We start from the raw sequence: 18171 nt of genomic DNA on the forward strand, positions 1-18171 counted from the left end.
TTTTTTAGTTAGGGTATGCTCCTTTTAAACCGTTTATAAAATTATTGCTTCCTGCTTTATCTACATGGTAATGATACCCACGTGTATTATCGCTATGCCCACGTAATTTATCTAAACCTGAGGCTTCATTTCCATTTATGTCTTTCAATTCATAAATACCAATTCCGTCTAAAGCATATCCAATTAATGCTGCGTGTCCATCTTCTTGTTTTATTTTAGTACTAAAACCTGTAGCTGCATGATAATGGTAGCCTTGGTGTACATTAATATGGCCTCCAGCATCATCAAAAGGAGCTAGGGTGTAGGCGCTAAGTATATTATCTGTAGGGGCAGGAGCAGAAAATTCAATTCCGTTAAGCGCTACACCTCTAGTAGAGGGAATATTATTGCCTCTAGGGTGTTCTGGTCTATCTGGATGTTCTGGTCTTTCTCCGTTTCTAGGTCTTTCTGGGGGCTGGTGGCCATCGGCTTCTTCGCTTGGTTTAGGTCCTCTAGGTCCGCTAGAAAAAAGAATAGGTGTTTCTTGTAGAATAGGAGTTACGGGTATTAAAAAGCTAGGGGATACCTCTGTAATGTAAGAAGGAAGACACTCTACACAGAAATTTTTGTACTCTTCCCCAACATTAGGGTTGGCAGCATTTTCACAGTCTTCTAGAGAATTTGTGACAAAAATATCACCCTGATTATCATACATTAGCCAAGTAGAATCGTCATAAAAAGTAGCCAGCTCTTTAATAAATTCTCCATCAACATCATAAACCTCTCCATTTTCTAACCAAATTCCGCCAGCTGCTGCATCATCTGAAATATTAGTAGGGCACCAGGGCCCAACCTGATGATCTGACGGTATACTGTTAGCTACAATTTGGTAGCAGTCTGTTTTAGTACCGTTAGATAAGGTGCAAGGTACAATGGTTACGGTGACCCCATCTGTTACAAAATTTGCAGGGTCTACCTTGATAACTTTTAAACTATCTTTAGCTGTTTCTGTAGTATTTGATTTTTTTTTATTGGTGCCAGAACAAGCTATAAAGCTTAGAGACCCTAACGCAATAAGACTTAAACCTATAAAATATTTTTTAATGAATTTAAATTTCATAATTTTTTGGTTTGTGGTTATTCACTAAAGTATAGAACTAACTTTTATAAAGATATATAATACGTCTTAGTGTTTTATATTAGGTATTATTAGTACAAAGATGATGATTTGTAAAACGTATAATTTTAAATTTCAGTAAAACACGAAGACTTTTAAGTGAATGAGGTGATATGGTTTTTAAAACTAGGGATGTTTGCATTTCTAATTCTTCATTTAAGCATACTACTGAAAATTAATTTATTTTCTTTGCAAGATGAATGCAACACAAAGATTTATTTTTCAAGCGCTACTATGGTTTTCTATTTGGGGAAGTCTATGGGTTTATAGCGGTGTAGAGCCAATTTTTATTGAGGCAAATGGATTGGCTTTTGTTTTTCAAATAGTATTGCTTGCAGGTTTAGTTTTTTATGCTGCACCAAAGTTTATTTTTCAAAAAAAATACTTCACTTTTATTATTACTTCTATAGTAGTTTTATTTATATGTGCTTACGCTTCTTCAGAATTAATTTCACCTCCAATAGAAAATATTCCGCCTTTAGAAGGTAGACGTCCTATAGAAGGTAGAGCTTTGGCTGAAGCAAGACCAGAAATAATGAGGCAGAGACCTGGGCAAACTCCAACCAAGTTTTTTGTTCATCTTTTAATGATAAGTATCTCTTTTATTCTAGCTACTCTTATAGAAACATTTGTATTTATTCAAAAAAAAGAAAAAGGTATTGCTTTAGCAAAATCAGAATTAAAAGAGGCAGAGTTAAAATTTTTAAAAATGCAGATTAATCCGCATTTTTTATTCAATGCCCTAAATAATATTTATGCGCTTTCTGTTACAAATTCAGATAAAACACAAGAGGCAATAAGCACGCTTTCTCTTATGTTGAGGTATGTACTTTATGATTGTGAAAGGCCAGAAGTACCCATAAGAAGAGAGTTAGAGTATATTACAAATTTTATAAGGCTGTTTAAACTCAAAAGCAGTAAAGATTTTAATATTAGCTTTACAGAAGATGTACAAGATGATATGGCTATGGTAGCACCTATGATTTTCATACCTTTTATAGAGAATGCTTTTAAACATAGCGGAATAGAAAAAGGAGGAGATAGTTTTGTAAATATATCATTAAAATCTTCTGGAGAAAGTATAGATTTTGTTGTAGAAAATAGCATACCTCAAAAACAGTTAACTAAAGATAAGCACGGAGGTATTGGTTTAAAAAATGTGCAAAAAAGGTTAAATATTTTATATCCAGATAAGCACAAATTAACTATTAATACCACCAGGACATTTAAAGTTTACTTGCAAGTAACTAGAGGTTAAAAAAAAGATGTTTCTCATTTAACCAAAGAGACTTACTTTATAATTGCTATTTTTACTTAAATATTTGTAATAATGAAGAAATGTTTTTTGGTAATGTTGGTGATAGCTTTTATAAGCTGCGGAAAAAATAATTCAAAAAAATCTATTACTTCTGAAAATTGGAATACAAGAATAGCTACATTAAATGCTGCCGATTCTTTAGAATTTGGCAAATCTTATCTATCTGTTTATTCTCAAATTTACAGTAATACAGAGCATACTACCCATAATCTTACCGCTATGGTTAGTCTAAGAAATGTAAGTGATGTAGATACTATTTATATTTTAAATACAAAGTATTTTGATACGCATGGTAAATTAGTAAAAACGTATTTTGATAAGCCTATATTTTTATCTCCTTTAGAAACAGTAGAAATAATTATAGACGAAAAAAACATTGCTGGAGGCACAGGTTCTAATTTTTTATTTGAATGGAAAATACCTAAAAACACTCCAGAGCCTTTGTTTGAAGCAGTAATGAACTCTACCATGAGCCAACAAGGACTTTCTTTTACCACCCAGGCAAGAAGAATACAATAAAAGAATTTAGAGCTAAAATGTGCTTGTTTACTAAGAATTAGTATCATTTTAATTTATTAATTGTACATTTTAGATATAATGTTTGGCAGAATAAATAGCATGGCTTAATTTTGTGTACTAAATGAAAAGAGTTTTTTTTAAATATTTCACAACATTATTTTTACTTCTGGTAGGTGTTTTTGCTCATGCAATAGAACATCAACCTAAAGAGGTAAAGAACTCTTTTACCCTACAAGATTTAATTCAAACAGAACAAGAAGAGTTAAAATCTTTAATTAATCCAGAAATATTTCAATACGTTAAAACCCCTTCTTCTTCAGAAGATAGCTTGCATATAAAAGCTATAGATGATATTGAGGTAGAAGAGTATGAGTGGGTTTCTGTAAAAAAAATTATAGAGCGTAATAGAAATCTTACGGCTCTTTTTTACACCTTATTTTCAGACTATTTCTTTAAAGAAGAGAATAATAAAATCCTTATTAATAAGGATATTCCAAATTTCCCATCTGTACGTCCACTGTACATAACTTTTTGCGTTTATAGAATTTGATAGTGTTTAGTTTGGTACTTATAGAAATATAAGAATACCTACTTCCCTTTATTAGTAGCTGTTTTGTTTTAAACAGACTACTGTAAGTGTATGTATTACTCTTACAAAATAAATATATCCATTCAGATTATAAAAAAATTAAGTTATGATGAGGAGAATTCTCATGCTAATAAGCTTGTTTGCAGTAGTTTTAAATACTAGCTGTGAATCAAAAAAAGAACATAAAGAAGAAAAATCAAAACTTTTAGTAACTAGTCCTATTATCAAAGATACGATTACAACTAAAGAGTATGTAAGTCAAATTCAATCTATTCGTCACATTGAGTTAAGAGCACAAGAAAGAGGTTATGTGCAAGATATTTATGTAGATGAAGGTCAGGCTGTAAAAAAAGGACAGCTTTTATTTCAAATTATGCCTAACCTTTATAGAGCAGAAATGCAAAAGGCAAAAGCAGAAGCAGAGTTTGCTAAAATAGAATATCAAAACACCACTACCTTGGCAGATAGTAATGTAGTAGCATCTAATGAGCTTGCTATGGCAAAAGCAAAATTTGATAAAGCCAATGCAGAACTAGAATTAGCTAAAGTACATTTACAATTTACAGAAATTAGAGCCCCTTTTGATGGTATTATAGACCGTTTTAGAGTAAGAGAAGGTAGTTTAGTAGATGAAGGTGAACTGTTATCTAACCTTTCAGATAATAGTAAAATGTGGGTGTATTACAATGTACCAGAGGCAGAGTACTTAGATTTTAAAATGAATCATCAAGATAGTACACAAGCTAAAGTAAGCCTTTTAATGGCAAATAATAAAAAATTTACAGAAGAAGGTCTAGTAGAAACTATTGAAGCAGACTTTAATAATGAAACTGGTAATATTCCTTTTAGAGCAACATTTTCTAATCCAGATGGGCTTTTAAGACACGGAGAAACTGGTAGTATACTCTCTACTATACCTTTTAATAATGCATTATTAATTCCTCAAAAAGCAACTTTTGAAGTACTAGATAAGCACTATGTGTATGTGGTTTCAGAAGACAATAAAATTCACTCTAGAGAAATAAAAATAGGAGGAGAAATACCACATATCTATGTGGTGACAGAAGGCTTAACAGAAGAAGATAAAATTCTTTTAGAAGGTCTAAGAAAAGTAAGAGAAGGAGATGAAATTTCTTTTGATTATGAAGAGCCTAAAGATATGCTACGCCACTTACAGCTGTATGCAGAGTAATCATCAATAGTAAAATATAAAAACATGTTTAGTAAATTTATACATAGACCTGTATTTGCTATAGTGATTTCGATTATTATAGTTTTTATGGGGTCTCTCGCAATAAAACAACTGCCAATATCGCAGTTCCCACAAATTGCACCTACCACGGTAAATATTTTTATAGCTTACCCAGGAGCAAGTGCAGATGTATTAGTAAAATCTACCTTAATTACCCTAGAAAACTCTATTAACGGGGTTCAAGATATGCGCTATATGGCTACAGATGCAACAAGTGCAGGGGAAGCAACATTAAGAATTATTTTTGAACCAGGTACAGACCCAAATGAAGCAGTAGTACGGGTTAAAACCAGGGTAGATCAGGTAATGCCTTTACTGCCAGAATTAGTGCAACGAGAAGGGGTTACCATTACACCTATCCAACCGAGTATGTTAATGTACGTTAACCTATACTCGAAAAATGAAAGTATGGATGAAAAATTTCTATACAATTATGCCAATGTAAAAATGATTCCTGAAATAAACAGGATAAAAGGGATTGCAAGATCACAAATTTTGGGTAGCCGTAGATACGCAATGCGTGTATGGTTAAATCCAGATCGTATGCGTGCCTACGATGTTTCTGTAGATGAGGTGATGGAGGCCATGCAAGAACAAAGTATTGTAGGTAGACCTGGTAGATTGGGTAGAAGTTCTGGAATAGAAGCACAATCGTTAGAATATGTACTTACTTATAAAGGGAGGTACAACGAACCAGAAGAATATGAAAATATTATAATTAGGGCCAATGCAGATGGAGAAAGTCTTCATTTAAAAGATATTGGTAGAGTAGAATTAGGTAGTGAGTTTTTTGATATTTACTCTAATCTAGACGGGCATCCTTCTGCAGCTATTGTACTAAAGCAAAGTTACGGTAGTAATGCAAGTGATGTAATAGATAAAGTGAAAGAAGAGCTTGAAGATATGAAAGCAGACTTCCCTCCGGGGATGGATTATAAATTGAGTTATGACGTTTCTCAATTCTTAGATGCTTCTATAGAACAAGTGGTAGATACTTTGCGAGATGCCTTTATTTTGGTAGCTATTGTAGTATTTATTTTCTTAGGAGATTGGCGCTCTACCTTAATACCTATTTTGGCGGTACCAGTTTCTTTAGTAGGAGCCTTTTTTGTAATACAATTTTTCGGAATTTCTATTAACCTAGTAACCTTATTTGCCTTAGTACTGGCAATTGGTATTGTGGTAGATGATGCTATTGTGGTGGTAGAAGCCGTTCACGCTAAGTTTGAAGAGTTTCCGCACATCTCTCCATATCTAGCTGTAAAAAAAGTATTGGGTGAAATTAGTGGAGCTATTATAGCAATTACCATGGTAATGGTTTCTGTATTCTTGCCAATTTCATTTATGTCTGGGCCGGTAGGTACTTTTTATAGACAGTTTTCAATTACTATGGCAAGTGCTATTGTAATTTCAGCATTAATAGCATTAACACTTACTCCAGTATTGTGTGCAATGTTGCTAAAAAACAATCATGGTAAAGAGCGTAAGAAAAATTTATTAACAAAAGGGTTAGATAAATTCAACGCAGGATTTGATAAACTTACTGGTAAATACGTTGTTCTTTTAAAGAAAATTGTTAGTAGAAGATGGCTAACCTTTGGTATTTTAATAGCTTTTTGTGCTGGTATATACTTAGAGAGTCAAGTATTGCCATCTGGTTTTGTACCTAGTGAAGATCAAGGTACTATTTATGCAATTATACAAACCCCACCAGGAGCAACTTTAGAAAGAACAAACGAAGTATCTAAAAAACTTCAAGCTATTTGTGAAGAGGTAGATGGTATAGAGTCTGTTTCTTCATTAGCAGGGTATGAGATTATGACAGAAGGTAGAGGGTCTAACGCGGGTACGTGTTTAATTAACCTTAAAAACTGGTTAGATCGTGAGCATACGGTAACAGAAATCATGGAAGAATTAGAAGAGAAATCTAAAGACCTTGGTGCCGTGGTAGAATTTTTTGAGCCGCCAGCAATTCCTGGTTTTGGTTCATCTGGTGGTTTTTCTATGCGTTTGCTAGATGAAAATACAGATACAGATTACCAAGAGTTTGATAGAATTAATCAAGAGTTTATGGGTAATCTAAGAAAAAGAAAAGAACTAAAAGGTCTTTTTACCTTCTTTGCTGCTAACTACCCTCAATATGAACTAGAGATTAATAATGAGCTTGCAATGCAAAAAGGAGTGTCTATAGGTGATGCTATGGAAAATTTAAATATTCTTATTGGTAGTACTTACGAGCAAGGTTTTATTAAATTTAATAGATTCTTCAAGGTTTACGTACAATCTGATCCTAAATTTAGAAGGTTGCCATCAGATATTTTGAATATGTATGTAAAAAATGATCATGACGAAATGGTACCTTATTCTGCATTTATGACACTTAAAAAAATGCAGGGACCAAATGAGGTAACAAGATTTAATATGTACAACTCGGCAGCAATTAGAGGTTTACCAGCAGATGGTTATACCACGGCAGATGCTATTGTTGCTATAAAAGAAGTAGCAGCAGAGACATTACCTAAAAACTATGATATTGCTTGGGAAGGTTTATCATATGACGAAGCAACAAGAGGTAACGAGTCTATTTATATATTCTTAATAGTGTTGGTATTTGTTTACTTTGTGTTAGCTGCTCAATATGAGAGTTTTATTATTCCGTTAACGGTGGTTTTCTCACTTCCAGTAGGTGTTTTTGGTTCGTTCTTATTATTAAAAATGATGGGACTTCAAAACGATATCTATGCACAAATAGGGTTAATAATGTTAGTTGGTCTTCTAGGTAAAAATGCAGTACTTATTGTAGAGTTTGCTGTATTAAAGCATCACGAGGGAGCTACAATATTAGAAGCGGCTATAGAAGGTGCAAAAGTACGTTTTAGACCAATTTTAATGACATCGTTTGCATTTATTGCAGGGCTAATCCCGTTAATGTTAGCAAGCGGAGCAGGAGCTATAGGTAACAGAACTTTAGGTGCATCTGCATTAGGAGGTATGTTATTTGGGACTGTATTTGGTGTAATTATAGTGCCTGGCTTGTATTACATCTTTGGTAGCTTAGCAAGCGGCAGAAAATTAATTAGAGATGAAGAAGATGAATCTTTATCTGAAGAATTTGTTCACGGAATAGATCAATTTGATTCAACTCAAGATAATGATAAAAATGAATAGAATAGCAAATTATAAAAATGTTGGTATACTAGCCATTATAGTTTTAATCTTGGCTAGTTGTGGAGCTCCAGATGTAGCTTTAAGGGATGCAAACACCAAGGTTCCCGATAGCTTTAATAAAGAGGCTCAAGATAGTATTAATTCTGCTTTAATAGATTGGAGAGAGTTTTTTATAGATCCTTATTTAAATAATCTTATAGAGGTTGCTTTAGAAAATAATCAAGAATTAAATATTACACTACAAGAACTTCAAATAGCAAAAAATGAAGTAAGAGCTAGAAAAGGAGAATATTTACCTTTTGTAGGAATTCAAGGTAGTGCAGAGCTTGAAAAATCTGGTAAATACACTAGAGATGGGGCGGTAGAAGAAAACTTAGATATTAAAGAGGGTACGGCAATGCCAGACCCTCTTCCTAACTATATGATTGGTGCTTATGCCAATTGGGAGTTAGATATTTGGGGAAAATTAAGAAATGCTAAAAAAGCTGCGGTGATGCGTTACCTATCTACTGTTGAAGGAAGAAATTTTATGATTACTAATTTAATTGCTGAGGTTTCTAATTCTTATTATGAATTGTTAGCATTAGATAATCAACTAGAAATTTTAAAACGAAATATTGAAATTCAGAGTAATGCATTACGTATTGTAAAACTTCAAAAGCAAACGGCAAGAGTTACCGAGTTAGCAGTTCAAAAATTTGAGGCAGAAGTCTTTAAAACAAAGAGTCTTCAATTTGAAATTCAACAAAAAGTTACAGAAACAGAAAATAAAATTAACTTCTTGCTTGGTAGATATCCTCAACCAATAGAAAGAAATTCAGAAACTTTCTCAAACCTAATTCCAGATACATTGCAAGCAGGTTTACCATCTCAATTATTACAAAATAGACCAGATGTTAAACAAGCAGAGTTAGATTTAGCTGCCGCAAAATTAGATGTAAAAGTAGCAAGAGCTAGGTTTTACCCATCTTTGGGTATATCTGCAGGTGTTGGTTTTAGCGCGTTTAATACTAAGTATTTATTAAATACACCAGAGTCTTTACTATATTCTATAGCGGGAGATATAGCGGCGCCGTTAATCAATAGAAATGCAATTAAAGCAGCTTATTCAACAGCAAACTCTAAGCAGTTGCAAGCGGTTTATAATTATGAAAGAAGCATTTTAAATGCTTATATAGAAGTCTCTAACCAGCTTTCAAAAATAAATAATCTAGAAAAAAGTTATGGTTTAAAAGAGCAAGAGGTTGTAGCTTTAACTAAGTCTATAAAAATTTCTAATGATTTGTTTATCTCTGCAAGAGCAGATTATATGGAGGTACTTTTAACTCAGCGAGATGCCTTAGAGTCTAAATTTGAATTAGTTGAAACAAAAAAAGAGCAAATGAGTGCTTTAGTCAATATGTACCAAGCCCTAGGTGGCGGTTGGAGCAGGCAAAAAATAAATTAGTTGTTTGATTTATAGTTTGGTTTTAATTGATGGCCCTCTTATGTTTTTTCATAAGAGGGCTTTTTTTGTTACAATTAGGTTTTTATAACTTTGTCTGCAAAATCACTCAATTGTAATTCATGGCAATAGATAGTTTAGCCCAAGGGTATTTTGGTATTGGTATACAAAACGGTAAAACTCCAGAAAATCTTGGTGTTTTGTGGAGGTCTGCACAAAATTTTGGAGCAAGTTTTATTTTCACCATAGGTAACAGATACCAAAAACAAGCTTGTGATACCCACAAAGCTGTGGGTGCTATACCTTATTTTCATTATGATAGTTTTACAGAGTTTTATAAGCACTTGCCTAAAAGTGCTTTATTAATTGGGGTAGAGTTAACAGATAATGCAGAGTGGTTAGAAGAATTTCAACATCCTAGAAGGTGTGTTTACTTATTAGGTGCAGAAGATCATGGCTTAACTAATGAAGCAATAGAGAAATGTCATAAAATAGTGAAATTTAAAACTCCCCTTAGTTTAAACGTATCTGTGGCGGGTAGTATCGTGTTGTACGACAGAAGTTTAAAAGGAACTGTGGTTCTTTAAAATTTGCATAGAACATATAATTTCTTTATATTAGAGAAATCCCTTTTCGAACTTCTGGTTTGGAGAGGGATTTTTTAAGTTATGTAATAGAGGCTAAAAGTTTTTAAAAGATTAATTGATAGTTAATTAATTCTTTTTTTTCGTAGAAATAGTAATTTTGAGCACATTTTCAATTTTAAAATACCTGTGAAAACAAAAACCTCTTACTATTCACATCAAGAAGAAAAGTTAAACGTTATCTCTCACGCAATTGGTTTGTTGCTTAGCGTGGTAGGGTTATTTTTTCTGGTTTATAAAGCATTAAAATTAAATCAGAATAATTACGTAGCTAGTGTAGTAGTATATGGGATAAGTTTAATAATTCTTTATAGTGCTTCTACTTTTTATCATGCCACTAAAAATAGAATTTTAAGAACAAAACTTAATATTTTAGATCACGCTGCAATTTATGTTTTAATAGCAGGTACCTACACTCCTTTTACTTTAATTACATTACCTAAAAATACAGGACTTATTTTGTTTTTTGTAGTTTGGACTATTGCATTTTTTGGAGTGATTTTAAAAATTTTCTTTACAGGTAAGTTTAAATTACTCTCTACAATATTATATGTGTTAATGGGATGGTTAGTAATTTTTGTTATTAATCCCTTAATAGATAATTTAGCTACACAAGGTTTATATTTACTATTTGCAGGAGGAGTTTTTTATACCCTTGGCGCAGTTTTGTTTATGATTGAAAAACTTAAATTTAACCATGCTATTTTTCACCTATTTGTATTACTAGGCTCTTTGTCTCATTTCTTCGCAATTTATCAATACATAATTGTTTAGGGTTATCTTGTTGTTAATAAGTAAGTTGTTTTTTTATAAAACGTAAAATAGCTTTAAACTTCCCTTTTAAATGGTAACAGAATTTGAAGTATCTTTGCAGCATAAATAAAAATTATGGCACACAAAGCAGGTTTTGTAAATATTGTAGGTAATCCAAACGTAGGTAAATCTACTTTAATGAATGCATTTGTAGGAGAGCGTTTGTCTATTATTACTAGTAAGGCACAAACCACGAGACATCGTATCTTAGGAATTGTTAATGGAGAAGATTTTCAGGTAGTTTTAAGTGATACACCTGGTATTATTAAACCAGCTTATGAGCTTCAATCTTCTATGATGGATTTTGTAAAATCTGCTTTTGAAGATGCAGATGTACTTATCTATTTAGTAGAGCTAGGAGAAAAAGAACTAAAAGACGAAGCGTTTTTTGAAAAAATTACTTCTGCAAAAATTCCAGTTTTATTATTGCTGAATAAAGTAGATAAAGGAGACCAAATTTCTGTAGAAGAGCAAGTTGGCATCTGGAAAGCTAAAGTGCCAAATGCAGAAGTTTTTGCAATTTCAGCATTAGAAAATTTTGGAGTTTCAGAGGTTTTTAACCGTATACTAGCGTTGTTACCAGATTCTCCTCCGTTTTACGATAAAGAAGCATTAACAGATAAGCCAGAGCGTTTCTTTGTAAATGAAATTATAAGAGAAAAAATACTTTTGCATTATAAAAAAGAAATTCCTTATAGTGTAGAAATTGATACAGAAGAGTTTTTAGAAGAAGACACTATTATTAGAATGCGAAGTGTTATTATGGTAGAGAGAGAAACCCAAAAGGGAATCATTATTGGCCATAAAGGAAGCGCATTAAAAAGAGTAGGGGTAGAAGCAAGAAAAGACCTAGAAAAATTCTTTGGTAAACAAGTGCATTTAGAACTTTACGTAAAGGTGAATAAGAATTGGAGAAGTGACGAACGCCAACTAAAAAGGTTCGGTTATAACCAGAAATAAAATTCTATTAAACATAAAAATACATTAGTTGCTTAAAATCCATTTTTTAAGCCGTATTTTTGTGCCGAAAATAAATTGATTATGAGCAATATTGTAGCTATCGTAGGTCGTCCTAATGTTGGGAAATCTACTTTTTTTAACCGTTTAATTCAACGTAGAGAGGCAATTGTAGATTCGGTTAGCGGTGTTACAAGAGACCGTCATTACGGAAAATCTGATTGGAACGGAAAAGAATTCTCTCTAATAGATACCGGTGGTTATGTAGTAGGAAGTGATGATGAGTTTGAAACAGAAATAGACAAACAAGTAGAGCTTGCTATTGATGAGGCAGATGCTATTATTTTTATGGTAGATGTAGATAGTGGGATTACCCCAATGGATGAAGAGGTAGCAAAATTGCTAAGAAAAATTAAAAAGCCTATTTTTTTAGCGGTAAACAAAGTAGATAATAGTTCTAGACAAGCAGATGCAGTAGAGTTCTATTCTCTTGGTTTAGGTGAATTTTATACCATTGCAGGGATTAACGGTAGTGGTACAGGAGAGTTATTAGATGCTTTAGTTGAAGCATTACCAGAAAAAGAAGAAGAAGTAGAGGTAGATTTACCAAGATTTGCAGTAGTAGGTCGTCCAAATGCAGGAAAATCTTCTTTTATCAATGCTTTAATTGGGGAAGAGCGCTACATTGTAACAGACATAGCTGGTACTACTCGTGATGCTATAGATACTAAATACAATCGTTTTGGTTTTGAGTTTAACTTAGTAGATACAGCAGGTATTAGACGTAAAGCTAAGGTAAAGGAAGATTTAGAGTTTTACTCGGTAATGCGTAGTGTAAGAGCTATAGAACACTCAGATGTTTGTATTTTAATATTAGATGCAACTCGTGGTTTTGATGGGCAAGTTCAAAATATTTTTTGGCTAGCACAGCGTAACAGAAAAGGAATTGTAATTCTTGTAAATAAATGGGATTTGGTAGAGAAAGAAACCAATACCATGAAAAAAATAGAAGCAGATATTAGAAGAGAAATTGAGCCATTTACAGATGTGCCAATTGTATTTATTTCTGTTTTAGAAAAGCAAAGAATATTTAAAGCGATAGAAACGGCTGTAGAGGTTTATAAAAACAGAAGTAAAAAGATTAAAACAAGTGAGTTAAATGATACTTTACTTCCTTTAATAGAAAACTATCCGCCACCAGCATATAAAGGTAAATTTGTAAAAATTAAGTTTATCACGCAATTACCTACTCCGCAACCACAATTTGCATTTTTCTGTAACTTACCACAATATGTAAGAGAACCATACAAAAGGTTTTTAGAGAATAAATTAAGAGAGAAATTCGATTTTAACGGAGTTCCGGTTTCTGTTTATATGCGTAAAAAGTAAACAAACCCACTTTTAAAATTTTATAATAAAGATCACACTAGATATAATTGTTTATATTTAGAGTGATTTTTTTATACCCAAAGGTTATATCTAGAAGTGGTTTGTAATTTTGGAATAAAAAATCAAGTGTCTAACTTTATTAATCTTCTTTAATTAAATTTTAAATCTTATGAGGTTATTTATTTTTATTTGTTGTTTTTGTATTTATAATTTAGGTAATGCTCAACAAGCTGTTGCAGAGAAAGTTTCTGGAGAGTGGGTGCTCAAAAATCAAGATTCCTTGAAAAAAGTGGTAAATAAACTTTTTATAAAAGATAGTGTACAGCCTAATTTTCATAACATATTCGTTCATCAAAATATAACGTTAGCAGAAAAACAAGAAAGTTATCACTGTGTAATTTTAGAGGATACCATCCAGAAAATAAGAGTGGCAAGAATTTTTGTAGAAGAGGAGGAAAAGCTGTTTTTTAAAGAAGATGGTAGTTTTTATAGCATGTATATGATTTGTGTTGGGGTAGATGATTGTTACCCTAATATAGCAATAATGGAAGGTAAAAAATATTGGGGTTGTGGTGAAACACTTTACTGTGATACCACTAAAAAATGTAAAAGCATGAAAATTATTTCCTATTGAAGTTAAACTATTAAGATTTTGAGTAGTCTAAGCATATAACTTAACTACTCAATATTAACTTATGAAATTCTACCCTAGAGTAATCTTTACTTTATTAATCGCCCTTTTTTATTCCTTTACAGGAAATGCTCAAGACTTTGAAATAAAAGGAAAAGTAATAGACAACGAGCAAACCCCATTAGAGTCTGCTACTGTTTATATAGAAAAAGTGAAAGACAGCACCCTTGTTACTTACACTATTTCTGATATCGCAGGTAATTTTATTTTAGAAGGAGACACAGATGCAGATTTAGTAAATATCTTTATTAGTTATACAGGTTTTAATACTTACCAAAAACAATTAAGCCTAAAAGAAAATTCTTCTATAGATTTAAAAAACATTCTTTTAGAATTTTCAACCAATAGTTTAGAAGAAGTTTTGGTAAAAGCAGATAGAGCTCCTGTAACCATCAAAAAAGATACCTTAGAGTTTAATGCAGCATCTTTTAAAACTAGACCAGATGCAAATTTAGAAGAAACCTTAAAACAATTGCCAGGGGTAGATGTAGACTCAGATGGTAATATTACCGTTAACGGGAAAACAGTATCTAGAATTTTAGTGAACGGAAAAGAGTTTTTTGGTGACGACCCACTAATTGCTACTAAAAACTTGCCAAAAGAAATTATAGATAAAATTCAAGTAGTAGATACCAAAACTAAAGCCCAAGAATTTACAGGTAAAGAGGGAGACTCAGAAAATAAAACCATAAACATAACCATACAGAAAGATAAAAATGAAGGTTATTTTTCTAGACTAACTGCCGGTGGAGGTACAGATGAGCGTTATGAGTTAAGCGGAATTGCTAATTACTTTAAAGAAGATTTAAGGTTAAGTGTGTTAGGTAGTTCTAATAATATAAACTCTTCTGGTTTTACTTTTGATGAGGTTTTTGATGCAATGGGCCGTAGTGCTTATTCTATTTCAAGAAATAGTGATGGTTCAGATTCTGGAGGTAGTAGTGGAGTAACTAAAGCAGAAAACGGAGGTTTAAATTTTGCTAACGAGTGGAATGATAAAATAGAAGTAAATGCCAACTATTTTTATAACAGAGCAGATAACCAAACTGCTACGAAGTTAGAAAGAGAAAATATTTTACCAGATAGCAGGTATTTTAACAATTCAGTTTCTTCTTCAGATAAAGTAAACAATAACCACAGAGCAGGATTAAATTTTGAATATAGGTTAGACACCTTAACTAGAATCTCTTTTAGACCAAATTTAACCGTAAATAATGGTTACTCTAGCAGTAATTCTTTTACAGAATCTTTTTTAGAAGATGGATCTCCAATTAACAATGCTACCACCAACGAGTCTACAGATATTGTAAGTTCAGACTTTAGCAACCAATTAGATGTTACAAGAAGGTTTGGGAGCAAAGGTGCTTATGTAAGAGTAGGTTTTAATAATAGTAATACAGATTCTAGAGAAGATCAGATATATAACTCTACCACAGAAATTTATGAAGATGGAAATTTAAACGAAACCCTTCTTCAAGATCAGTTTATAGAGCAAGATACAAGAGAAGATGAGTATGAATTAGAGTTAGAGTCCCGTCTTCCTTTAACAGATGAGCTTTCGCTAGATGTAGAATACTCTTACGCTAAAGCAGATAGAACTAGTAGCCGTTTAGTATATAATAAAGATCAAAACACAGAAAGCTATGATGTATTAGACAATAGTTTAAGTAGTGATTTTATTTCAGAAACGTTTACACATCAACCACAATTAGGTTTAGTGTTTGAAAATGATAAATTAAGAGGAAGTGTTTCTGGAGGTTTACAAAATATAAGAATTAAAAATGAAGATATCTTCACTAGTAGCTCTTTTGATAATACTTACAATAATTTATTTGTGAATTCTTATTTAAGGTATAGAATTACCAAAACAAAATCTCTTTATGTAAATTATAGAAACTCAAGAAACACACCTTCTATTACTCAGTTACAGCCAGTAACTAATACCACTAACCCATTAAATATTGTAACTGGTAATCCAAATCTAGACCCTACATTAACCCATAGCTTTTATACGAATTTTAATAACTACGATTTTAGATCAAGAACAGGATTTTACTTGTATTTAGGTGGTAGTTTTTATAACGATCAAATAGTGTCTTTTACAACTACAGATGAAGATTTGGTAAGAACAACAACTTATACTAATGTAAACGGAGCTTATAACTTATATAGTGGTTTTAATTTTACAAAAAGTTACGAGCTTCAAAATGAGAATACTTTAAAACCAAAATTAGGTTTTAGAGCGAGTGTAAATAGAAGTGTTGGTTTTTCTAACGCACAGCAATATGATGCAGAAACATACACACTAACACCACAATTATCTTTAAGGTATGAAATAGGTGATTTATTTGTTTTTGATCCTAGTTACCAATTAACTTACAATCAAGCAGAATATAGTTTAAGTACAGGCTTAGATCAAAATTATACCAACCATAGTTTAGGGTTAGAAATAACCTCTTATTGGCCAGAAAAATTTATTATTGGTAGTGATTTAAGTTACCAACATTTAGGTAATATTTCTCCTGGATTTAAAAATAACTATGTATTATGGAATTTAAGTCTAGGGTATGAGTTGCTAGGAGAAGACGGAATAATAAAAGTTAAAGTTTTTGATGTGTTAGATGAAAACTTATCAACCTCAAGATATACTGGAGAAGATTATATACAAGATACAGAGCAGTTAGTTTTAAAGCAGTATGTAATGTTTAGTTTTACCTACAAGTTTAGCCAATTTGGAGGTAGTAAAACCGCTCCAACCAGAAGAGGAGGACCTGGAGGCCGAGGAGGCGGCGGAAGAGGTCGAGGAGGAAGATTTTAAATTAGTGTTTATATAAATGTTGGTAAAAGCCACTTCTTAATTTTTAGAAGTGGCTTTTTAGTTTTTTTAAAATAAAAAAGCTAAAACTTAAAATCTAAATTAAATTTTAGCTTTTTAAATAATATTAAGATATTTTTTACCAGCTTCCGCTAGCGCCGCCGCCGCCAAAGCCGCCGCCGCCAAAACCACCACCAAAGCCGCCGCCAAAACCGCCACCGCTACTACCAAAACCACCACCAGAAGAACCTCCGCCAAACATACCTCGGCCTAGGCTACTTAAAATAAGAGCGTCTAAAATAGTGTCAGATCCAGTTCTACTTCTACGGCCACCATTGCTGCCACCGCCGCCATTATTTTTCTTTATAACAGAAATAATAATAACAATAAAAATGATGAAGATGATAATTAAAGGAAACGGATTAAAATCTATATTTTTTTGATTACGATTAGCTTCAAAAGTACCGTTTAAAACTTGCATAATAGCTGTAGTTCCTTCATCTAAACCACGGTAATAGCTTCCGCTTCTAAACTCGGGTAAAATAACTTGATCAATAATGGTTTTGGTTACCGCATCTGTCATGTATTCTTCTAAGCCATAACCATTTGCAATCGATATTTCTCTATCGTTTTTAGATAGTAATATCAATAAGCCATTATCTTTCCCCTTTTGCCCAATACCCCACTTGTGTGCCCATTCTGTTGCATAAGTAGCAATATACTCTCCATTTAAAGTTGGGATAGTAGCAATTACAATTTGGGTAGAGGTAGTATCAGCATAACGTACTAATTTTTGCGTTAAAGCATTTTTTTCTGAAGTACTTAAAACACTAGCACCATCATAAACACTAGTTTCTTCAGATGGTTTCTCTGGTATATTTAATTGAGCAAAACTGGTAAAGCTTACCAGTAATAAAAACAATAGAATAAGTGGATGTTGAATTTTTTTAACTGAAATCTTACTATGCATTATCCTCTAGATATTTCGTCAGAAAGTTCGTTCACATCATCTGAAGCCCAAGGAAAATGATATTTCAGTTGGTCTCCTGCCTTTAAAATGCCGTCTACTAATCCTTGTTTAAAGTTTCCTTTTCTAAAATGTGCTTGCATCACATCTTTGGTGCTTTGCCAAAAATCATCTGCAACCACGTCATTAATTCCTTGATCTCCCATAATATAAAATTTATGGTCGTCTATAGCTAAATAGATAAGTACCCCGTTTTTAAGTTTAGTTTGATCCATTTTTAGCTCGTAAAAAACTTCTTTAGCACGCTCTAAAATATCTTTAGTACATCTACTTTCTATATGCACCCTAATTTCTCCAGAGGTGTTTTTTTCAGAAGTTTTTATAGCTTCAATTACTTCTTCTTCCTCTAGATGTGAAATAAAATTGTTAGGGTTGCTCATAATTTTTAA

15 protein-coding genes are annotated in these 18171 nt (G+C 32.4%); 12 read left to right on the forward strand and 3 right to left on the reverse strand.

Annotated features, from left to right (window positions below; translation table 11 throughout):
- Positions 1-4: 4 nt before the first annotated feature.
- A complete protein-coding gene (locus BUC03_RS11200) occupies positions 5-1099 on the reverse strand; it encodes a YHYH protein (RefSeq protein ID WP_073151906.1) in 1095 nt (364 codons plus the stop codon).
- Between the two features lie 253 nt (positions 1100-1352).
- On the opposite strand from BUC03_RS11200, the gene BUC03_RS11205 reads away from it, so the two are divergent.
- The 12 genes from BUC03_RS11205 to BUC03_RS11260 all read left to right on the forward strand — a co-directional run bounded on the left by BUC03_RS11205 (position 1353) and on the right by BUC03_RS11260 (position 16758).
- On the forward strand, positions 1353-2414 hold the full coding sequence (locus tag BUC03_RS11205; RefSeq protein WP_073151909.1) for a sensor histidine kinase: 1062 nt from the start codon (positions 1353-1355) through the stop codon (positions 2412-2414).
- Positions 2415-2486: 72 nt separating this feature from the next.
- Positions 2487-2993, forward strand: a complete 507-nt coding sequence (locus BUC03_RS11210; RefSeq protein ID WP_073151912.1) for a DUF3124 domain-containing protein — start codon at positions 2487-2489, stop codon at positions 2991-2993.
- Between the two features lie 121 nt (positions 2994-3114).
- On the forward strand, positions 3115-3543 hold the full coding sequence (locus BUC03_RS11215; RefSeq protein ID WP_073151915.1) for a hypothetical protein: 429 nt from the start codon (positions 3115-3117) through the stop codon (positions 3541-3543).
- A gap of 148 nt (positions 3544-3691) precedes the next feature.
- The gene (locus BUC03_RS11220; RefSeq protein ID WP_073151918.1) at positions 3692-4774 is read left to right on the forward strand and encodes an efflux RND transporter periplasmic adaptor subunit; all 1083 of its coding nucleotides are present in this window, start codon (positions 3692-3694) and stop codon (positions 4772-4774) included.
- Between the two features lie 24 nt (positions 4775-4798).
- A complete protein-coding gene (locus BUC03_RS11225; RefSeq protein WP_073151921.1) occupies positions 4799-8002 on the forward strand; it encodes an efflux RND transporter permease subunit in 3204 nt (1067 codons plus the stop codon).
- Positions 7995-9449 carry a TolC family protein gene (locus tag BUC03_RS11230; protein ID WP_394333513.1) on the forward strand — a complete coding sequence of 485 codons (1455 nt, stop codon included), beginning with the start codon at positions 7995-7997 and terminating at the stop codon, positions 9447-9449. Before BUC03_RS11225 ends, BUC03_RS11230 begins: the two co-directional genes overlap by 8 nt.
- A gap of 119 nt (positions 9450-9568) precedes the next feature.
- A complete protein-coding gene (locus BUC03_RS11235; protein WP_073151927.1) occupies positions 9569-10033 on the forward strand; it encodes an RNA methyltransferase in 465 nt (154 codons plus the stop codon).
- Between the two features lie 186 nt (positions 10034-10219).
- The gene (gene trhA, locus BUC03_RS11240; protein WP_073151930.1) at positions 10220-10864 is read left to right on the forward strand and encodes a PAQR family membrane homeostasis protein TrhA; all 645 of its coding nucleotides are present in this window, start codon (positions 10220-10222) and stop codon (positions 10862-10864) included.
- Between the two features lie 114 nt (positions 10865-10978).
- Positions 10979-11863, forward strand: a complete 885-nt coding sequence (gene era, locus BUC03_RS11245; protein ID WP_073151933.1) for a GTPase Era — start codon at positions 10979-10981, stop codon at positions 11861-11863.
- A gap of 81 nt (positions 11864-11944) precedes the next feature.
- Positions 11945-13249 (forward strand): ribosome biogenesis GTPase Der, encoded by a 1305-nt coding sequence (gene der, locus BUC03_RS11250; RefSeq protein WP_073151936.1) that lies wholly within the window; start codon positions 11945-11947, stop codon positions 13247-13249.
- Between the two features lie 169 nt (positions 13250-13418).
- Positions 13419-13883, forward strand: a complete 465-nt coding sequence (locus BUC03_RS11255) for a hypothetical protein (RefSeq protein ID WP_073151939.1) — start codon at positions 13419-13421, stop codon at positions 13881-13883.
- A 61-nt stretch (positions 13884-13944) separates the two neighbouring features.
- On the forward strand, positions 13945-16758 hold the full coding sequence (locus BUC03_RS11260; RefSeq protein ID WP_073151942.1) for an outer membrane beta-barrel protein: 2814 nt from the start codon (positions 13945-13947) through the stop codon (positions 16756-16758).
- A 136-nt stretch (positions 16759-16894) separates the two neighbouring features.
- Here BUC03_RS11260 and BUC03_RS11265 read toward each other — a convergent pair whose 3' ends face one another.
- Positions 16895-17725, reverse strand: coding sequence for a TPM domain-containing protein (locus BUC03_RS11265; protein ID WP_073151944.1), 831 nt, complete (start codon positions 17723-17725; stop codon positions 16895-16897).
- Entirely contained in the window at positions 17725-18162 is a 438-nt protein-coding gene (locus BUC03_RS11270) for a TPM domain-containing protein (protein ID WP_073151947.1), read from the reverse strand. The genes BUC03_RS11265 and BUC03_RS11270 overlap by 1 nt, the downstream gene beginning before the upstream one ends.
- Positions 18163-18171: the final 9 nt, after the last annotated feature.

The organism is Mesonia phycicola (assembly GCF_900141885.1).
Taxonomy (GTDB): domain Bacteria; phylum Bacteroidota; class Bacteroidia; order Flavobacteriales; family Flavobacteriaceae; genus Mesonia; species Mesonia phycicola.

Excerpts from the sequence above, each read along its gene's own strand:
- BUC03_RS11235 (WP_073151927.1), top strand. The coding sequence starts at position 9,569 with ATGGCAATAGATAGTTTAGCCCAAGGGTATTTTGGTATTGGTATACAA.
- BUC03_RS11200 (WP_073151906.1), bottom strand. The coding sequence starts at position 1,099 with ATGAAATTTAAATTCATTAAAAAATATTTTATAGGTTTAAGTCTTATT.
- BUC03_RS11265 (WP_073151944.1), bottom strand. The coding sequence starts at position 17,725 with ATGCATAGTAAGATTTCAGTTAAAAAAATTCAACATCCACTTATTCTA.
- BUC03_RS11220 (WP_073151918.1), top strand. The coding sequence starts at position 3,692 with ATGAGGAGAATTCTCATGCTAATAAGCTTGTTTGCAGTAGTTTTAAAT.
- BUC03_RS11215 (WP_073151915.1), top strand. The coding sequence starts at position 3,115 with ATGAAAAGAGTTTTTTTTAAATATTTCACAACATTATTTTTACTTCTG.
- BUC03_RS11210 (WP_073151912.1), top strand. The coding sequence starts at position 2,487 with ATGAAGAAATGTTTTTTGGTAATGTTGGTGATAGCTTTTATAAGCTGC.
- BUC03_RS11205 (WP_073151909.1), top strand. The coding sequence starts at position 1,353 with ATGAATGCAACACAAAGATTTATTTTTCAAGCGCTACTATGGTTTTCT.
- BUC03_RS11255 (WP_073151939.1), top strand. The coding sequence starts at position 13,419 with ATGAGGTTATTTATTTTTATTTGTTGTTTTTGTATTTATAATTTAGGT.
- der (WP_073151936.1), top strand. The coding sequence starts at position 11,945 with ATGAGCAATATTGTAGCTATCGTAGGTCGTCCTAATGTTGGGAAATCT.
- BUC03_RS11270 (WP_073151947.1), bottom strand. The coding sequence starts at position 18,162 with ATGAGCAACCCTAACAATTTTATTTCACATCTAGAGGAAGAAGAAGTA.
- BUC03_RS11225 (WP_073151921.1), top strand. The coding sequence starts at position 4,799 with ATGTTTAGTAAATTTATACATAGACCTGTATTTGCTATAGTGATTTCG.
- era (WP_073151933.1), top strand. The coding sequence starts at position 10,979 with ATGGCACACAAAGCAGGTTTTGTAAATATTGTAGGTAATCCAAACGTA.
- BUC03_RS11260 (WP_073151942.1), top strand. The coding sequence starts at position 13,945 with ATGAAATTCTACCCTAGAGTAATCTTTACTTTATTAATCGCCCTTTTT.
- BUC03_RS11230 (WP_394333513.1), top strand. The coding sequence starts at position 7,995 with ATGAATAGAATAGCAAATTATAAAAATGTTGGTATACTAGCCATTATA.